Source organism: Mesorhizobium sp. WSM3626 (assembly GCF_000513935.1).
GTDB lineage: Bacteria > Pseudomonadota > Alphaproteobacteria > Rhizobiales > Rhizobiaceae > Mesorhizobium > Mesorhizobium salmacidum.
Window position 1 is genome coordinate 1 of record NZ_AZUY01000088.1, and the last position, 5,793, is coordinate 5,793.

Sequence of the window (5,793 nt, forward strand, 5' to 3'; positions counted from 1 at the left end):
GACCCGCTCTCGCACCGTACCAAGATTGAGAGGAACTGAAATGGCTGCACGGAACGCCGTTTATCCGGCCAAACGCCACGCGTTATACGATATTCATAGATATTCNGCCGCCATTCGCTCGGGCGACCTTCTCTTCGTATCGGGTCAGGTCGGGAGCCGCAACGACGGCTCGCCCGAGCCCTTGTTCGAGGATCAGGTTAGGCGGGCCTTTGCCAATCTGCGCGAGGTCTTGGCCGCCGCCGGATGTAGCTTCGATGACGTGGTCGACGTCACCACCTTCCACACCAAACCGGACGAACAGATCGAANCGGTGCTGGCCGTCCGGGCCGAAGAGATCGGCCAACCTCCCTATCCGAACTGGACGGCAGTTGGCGTCAACTGGCTTGCCGGCTTTGATTTCGAGATCAAGGTTGTCGCCCGCATCCCGTCGATGACCGGCGGCCGGTCGGCTGACAAAGGCTGATCGAATAATTCGCTCGGCTGAGGCTTCAGCGTCGCTCGACTGGCTCGACAGAGAGCCTGCTTTTGCTCTGCGGAGCGACCATCTCAGAACGTGGGCTTAGCATCAATGGAACCATCGGGCGATCGAACCCTTCCTCATACGAGGAGCCCGTTTATGAAATTTGATAAAATCGACGTTCTTGAAGCTGGCTGGCTGCTGGCAGTTCCATTGTCGCTTGCGATGGTCGTCTTAGTGGCCGGGCTGGTGTTGAGTTGATGGGCCACAACGCTCGACCACACACTCCTAACCTGACGACGCTCGCTGGCCGTCAGAAACACCAAGGCCGCGCGTCGGCATTGCAAGACCATGGTGGGCTCTTTCGACGTGCATTTCGGCATCCTTCGGACCGGGCATCAGCTTCGCTGCAGAACCAGCGCTCCCCGCTGCCAGTGGAGATCGCCGTCCGACCGTGAAGCTGGCATACCCGCTTAACTTGAGATTGCCGCAGGGCATTCCAGTCATTGGCAAGTTGCACGATGAGATCTCTTTTGAGGCGGAGGGCGCTTTCAAGGGTGGGAAAAGGCGCGTCAGATCGCGCTGTTCCGACCGACGAGCAAAAAGCCCGCCACCTTTCGGCAGCGGGCTCCTCGATGAAACTGCCGTGGCTGTGGAAAGGCACTGCCGGTAATCAGATGCGTTGCCGATCACGCAGATTCTGCACATAGACATTGATGATCAGTGCAACGAGCAGAATGATGCCGCGGATGAGGATTTTCAAAAAACTGTCGATCTGCACGTGATCGAGGCCGTTGTTGAGGACGCCCAGTATGCACAGGCCGATGATCGTGTTGCCGATCCCGCCACGGCCGCCAAAGAGGCTGGTGCCACCGACCACCACCGCTGCGATAGCGTCGAGCAGATAGCCGTCGAACTCGTTCTGCTGAGCGCTGCCGAAATGGGCTACGCCAATCATCCCTGCGACACCGGAACAGACCGCCGAAATGACCATCACCGCGCCTAAAACCATTTTGACGTTGACACCGGAATATTCCGCCGCTTCGCGGTTGCCGCCGACCATGTAGACGTATCGGCCGAAGCGCGTGTAGGTCAAAACGATATGACCCGCCAGCAGGAATACACCCAGCACGATGATGATCCACGGAAAGCCGGCTATCGTGCCAGAACCCATCATCGTAACCAGATCGGGAACGGCATAGGCGATCTGGCCGCGCACCAGAAGCGCGCAAATGCCAGCTCCGATCTGCATCATGGCAAGTGTCATGATGAACGAGGGTATTCCAATCAGCGTGGTGCCGAAGGCGTTGACCAGGCCCAGGAAGGCGCAGATGAGCAGCGCCAACCCGATCGCCGCATAGCCTGGCAGGGGGAGGTTGGGAATGTTGACGTAGGATTCCTGCATTGTGAAATAGGCAACGGCAATGCCGGTAGCATTGGCGATAGCCGCTACCGAAAGATCTATCTCGGCGCACAGGATCACAAAAGTGAGCCCCACCGCGATGACGCCCGTGACGGAAATCTGCGTCAGCACGTTGACCCCGTTGTCGACGCTGAGGAAAGATGGGCTGGCGATGCTGAAGAACGCGAGCAGGATGATCAGCGTCGCGAAAGGCGCAATGTTGCGCATCCGGTTGCGCAGGAAGGCACCAGCCCGCGACGGGGACCCTTTTACGGCTTCCTGAACCGGTATTGTCATTTGGCGTTCTCCTCAAGCGGCGTCGAGCAGCCTGTCCTTGCTGATCGTTTCGCCGGCGAACTCGTGCACGATGCGGCCTTTCTTCATGACGATGATGCGGTCGGCGAGCGACAGGACGGTTTCGGGCTCGGCCGAGACAACGATGACAGCAAGGCCCTGGTTGCGCAGCGCACGTACGATCTTCACAACATCGTCTTTGGCGCCAACGTCCATGCCGCGGGTCGGCTCGCTCAAGATCAGCACCTTAGGGATGTATGTCAGCCATTTCGCCAGCGCGACCTTCTGCTGGTTGCCGCCGGAAAGACTGGCGAGCAGCGCCAGCACGTTCGACGGACGGATATTCAGCAGTTCAACATGGCGGCTGGCGATCTGGCGCTCCGCTGCTGGCTTCAACCAGAGGCGCGAGATGCGACCAAGCACGCTGATCGAGACATTTTTATAGACCGGTTCCTGGTAGAACAGCATGGAACGGCGGCTCTCCGGCACGAAGGCGATTCCCGCGCGGCGAGCGTGCGCCGTGTTGCGAAAACGTTTCGCCGCGCCCTCAATGGCCAACGTCCCGGTGCTCGGCTTGAGCTTGCCGAACAATGTCCGCGCCAGTTCGATCTGGCCGCAGCCCATAAAACCGTAAATGCCGAGAATCTCGCCGGCCCGCGCGTCAAGCGACACATCGGCGAAGGCGCGCCCCACCGCAAGATGTCGCGCCGAGAGGATTACGGGCGCCGCGGACTTGCTATTGAGAGCGATCGCGCCGGTATAACTTTCCTCCAGTTCCTCGTGACCGCTGCCGATCATGCGTTCGATAACCCAGCCTTTGTCGATCAAGGCCGCGGCTTCGGTGACAACACGGCGCCCGTTGCGGAAGATGGTCACCCTGTCGGAAACTGATAGGATGTCGTCGAGGAAATGGGAAATGAAGACGATGCTGCGGCCGCTCGCGCGAACGCCGCGAAGCACCTCGAACAGGCGATGCACCTCAGGCGGCGACAGCGCCGATGTAGGCTCGTCTAGTATGATGATGCGCGCTCCCGAGAAGAGCACGCGGGCGAGTTCGACCAGTTGCTGGAGGCCGATCGACAATGATCCCATCGACGCGCGAGGATCGACCTCGATGCCAAGATTGGCGAGTTGTTCCCGCGCTGCGGCCACCATGCCGGACCAATCGATCAGTCCTGCCTTCGTCGGCTGTTTTCCGAGAAAGACATTTTCGGCAACTGTGAGATCGGGAACAACGCTCAGTTCCTGATGCACCATACCGATGCCAGCCGCAAGCGCATCACGGGCCGAGCGGAAATGGACCTGCTCTCCGTCGATGAACATGCGGCCGTTATATTCGGCGTGCACGCCGGCGATGATCTTCATCAGGGTCGATTTGCCGGCGCCGTTTTCCCCAACGAGCCCATGGATCTCGCCGGCGCGCAACACGAAATCCACATCGTGCAGCGCCACCACGCCGCCAAAGGATTTCGATATCCCATCCATGCGAAGGCGCGGCGCGACCCCTCGCAAGGAGACTTCAGCTTGAGCGTTCATTCTGTCCGCGTGGCGAATGTCCAGTGGCTGCGCGAATGGCTGGCGGATGATCCGCCAGCCATTTGGGACCAAGATCAGATCAGGAAATGGTCTTCCATCCATTGCATCCCGGAGGCATTCTCCTTGGTAACCACGGGACCGTCGGTTACGACGCTTTTCGGGATTCCTTCGCCTGACTTCTCGCCACCTGTCACCGCGGCGACGCCGGCGACAATGGCGCCACCATGAATACGGCAGGATGGATTGCGCACGGTGGCGTGCATGCGCCCTTCGGCAACGGCGGCTATTGCAGGGGGCATGGCGTCGCAACCGCCGATCTTGATGTTGGTACGGTTATGGGCCTTCATGACGTTGTACGCTGCAAGCGCCATGTCGTCATTGTGGAAATAGGCCGCGTCAATCTGCGGATATTTCGTAAGATAGGTCTCCCATAGCCGCGCCACCTTGGTGACGTCCCAGTCGGCCGGCTGGTTTTCCAGAACCTCGATATCGGGATGCTGTTTGACGATGGATTCGAAGCCCCGGTTTCGCCCTTGGGCGCCCGTGTGGCCGAGCGCGCCCTGCGTGGTGATGACCTTGCCCTTGCCGCCGATGGCGGTGATGAGCGCCTGGGTCACCGATGATCCCATGAATTCATTATCAGGCGCGAGGAAGCTGTGCACATTGATCTTGTCGAGTGGCGCAATCAGGGTATCCATGTCGATGACAGGGATCCCGGCGTCGATCATCTTTTGCACCGGCTGCACCAGCGTGCCGATGCCAAAGGCCTGGATCGCCACGAAATCCCATTTCTGGGAAGCCATGTTGTCGATCGCCGCGCGCTGCTTTACGGCATCGAGTTCCCCGTCGAACCAAGTCACCTCGACGTTGAACAATTTGCCCCAGTATTCCGCCGCTGCCTTGCCTTGGGCGCACCATGTCGCCTGAAGTCCGGCGTTGGAGAACGCTGCCTTGAGCGGCTTTTCGGAACGCCCGGAGGCCGCGGCGGCGCGAGCCTGGCTGATCCCGAAGCCGCCCATAAGTGCAGCGGCACCGCCAACAGCCGCTAAGGTCAGAAGATTGCGTCGGTCGTCGTCTATTTTGTTTTTCATAATTCCTCCCAGTACGGCTCGGGGAAATGCGAGCCATACGGCCATTATGGCCCCGCCGATCTTGTGGTCAAGGTTCCGAGACAACGTCGCTCGACGTCCTCACGGAATCCAGGGTTAGTCGCATTACAGCCCCGGCGCGTTCAGGAACCGACCATTCCTTAAGATAGACAAAGCAATGACCGAGGCGCAAAGACCCGCTCCAGTACGCCACGCAGCGGGCCTCTTCCTTCTTGGAACACGGGCTCAGGCGAGGCGGTGCTCCGGGTCAGGAGACTGCACAACCTTAGGACGTCCCCACGCTCGCCGGGTATGCAAGTAAGTCTTCCGGATAGCTGGACGAATGGTGGCATGCCAGGCCGGCACCACAACTCTTGTATGATGGGTTGTATTCATGGTTGAACTGCCGGGAGGAGACCGGCATGACTCAGTTGCACTGCCCCGAAGAAGCCTGTCGCCGATGCAACCGGGCCGCTGATCTGGCCAGCCTGTCGGGTGCGGACCTGCACATCGTTCCGGACGTGACTGCGGCGTGTGAAGACCACGCCAGCCTGCCCGCACCCCTGCCCGGAGTCGGAACCTGAGCTAGGTTCAGTTGTTTCAGCAAAAGCTACCAACTACTGTGCGCCGGGCGCCCATTCGGGCAGCGGTGCCAGGCTACGGTTGAACTGCTTCCACCACATGGAAATCTATCTCGCAGCAGGCACGAAGCATGGCGTGCGCCTTCTCGACCTAGAGCCTAATGTGACGGGCCCGACGCTATGCGCGCCTACGATAGGGCGGCCTTCCACACGCTTGAATGCGTGCGTCATGCAGGTAGGCTCGGGTCGGTTAGCTCATTGATCCTCGGCTGCATTTGGCTGCATTTGAAGGGAAAGGCTCAGCCTCGCCAGTTTTTTGCCCTTCTCATCCCGGACCTGAATGAACAATTGCTGGCCGTCGAGATCCTTCAGGGATTCTCTGGCCAAGTCGATCAGGCCTTCCATGGCCTCACGACGTGCTGCCACGATCCCATC

At 59.7% G+C, this 5,793-nt stretch carries 5 protein-coding genes; 1 reads left to right on the forward strand and 4 read right to left on the reverse strand.

From position 1 onward, the window contains the following. Positions 1-40: 40 nt before the first annotated feature. Positions 41-463, forward strand: a complete 423-nt coding sequence (locus M653_RS0130825; protein ID WP_027146742.1) for a RidA family protein — start codon at positions 41-43, stop codon at positions 461-463. 667 nt (positions 464-1,130) lie between these two features. Here M653_RS0130825 and M653_RS0130830 read toward each other — a convergent pair. From M653_RS0130830 to M653_RS1000000137485, 4 genes are all read right to left on the reverse strand, one after another. After that, positions 1,131-2,156 (reverse strand): ABC transporter permease, encoded by a 1,026-nt coding sequence (locus M653_RS0130830; RefSeq protein ID WP_027146743.1) that lies wholly within the window; start codon positions 2,154-2,156, stop codon positions 1,131-1,133. Positions 2,157-2,168: 12 nt separating this feature from the next. Further along, positions 2,169-3,689 carry a sugar ABC transporter ATP-binding protein gene (locus tag M653_RS0130835; protein WP_051442892.1) on the reverse strand — a complete coding sequence of 507 codons (1,521 nt, stop codon included), beginning with the start codon at positions 3,687-3,689 and terminating at the stop codon, positions 2,169-2,171. 74 nt (positions 3,690-3,763) lie between these two features. Next, the gene (locus tag M653_RS0130840) at positions 3,764-4,780 is read right to left on the reverse strand and encodes a sugar ABC transporter substrate-binding protein (protein ID WP_032936554.1); all 1,017 of its coding nucleotides are present in this window, start codon (positions 4,778-4,780) and stop codon (positions 3,764-3,766) included. Between the two features lie 833 nt (positions 4,781-5,613). Beyond that, positions 5,614-5,793: hypothetical protein (locus M653_RS1000000137485; protein WP_027146746.1), on the reverse strand; the 180-nt coding region annotated here is incomplete at its 5' end.

Bases quoted from the DNA above. Each gene is read 5' to 3' on its own strand.
- M653_RS0130830 (WP_027146743.1), bottom strand. From the start codon at position 2,156: ATGACAATACCGGTTCAGGAAGCCGTAAAAGGGTCCCCGTCGCGGGCT.
- M653_RS0130835 (WP_051442892.1), bottom strand. From the start codon at position 3,689: ATGAACGCTCAAGCTGAAGTCTCCTTGCGAGGGGTCGCGCCGCGCCTT.
- M653_RS0130840 (WP_032936554.1), bottom strand. From the start codon at position 4,780: ATGAAAAACAAAATAGACGACGACCGACGCAATCTTCTGACCTTAGCG.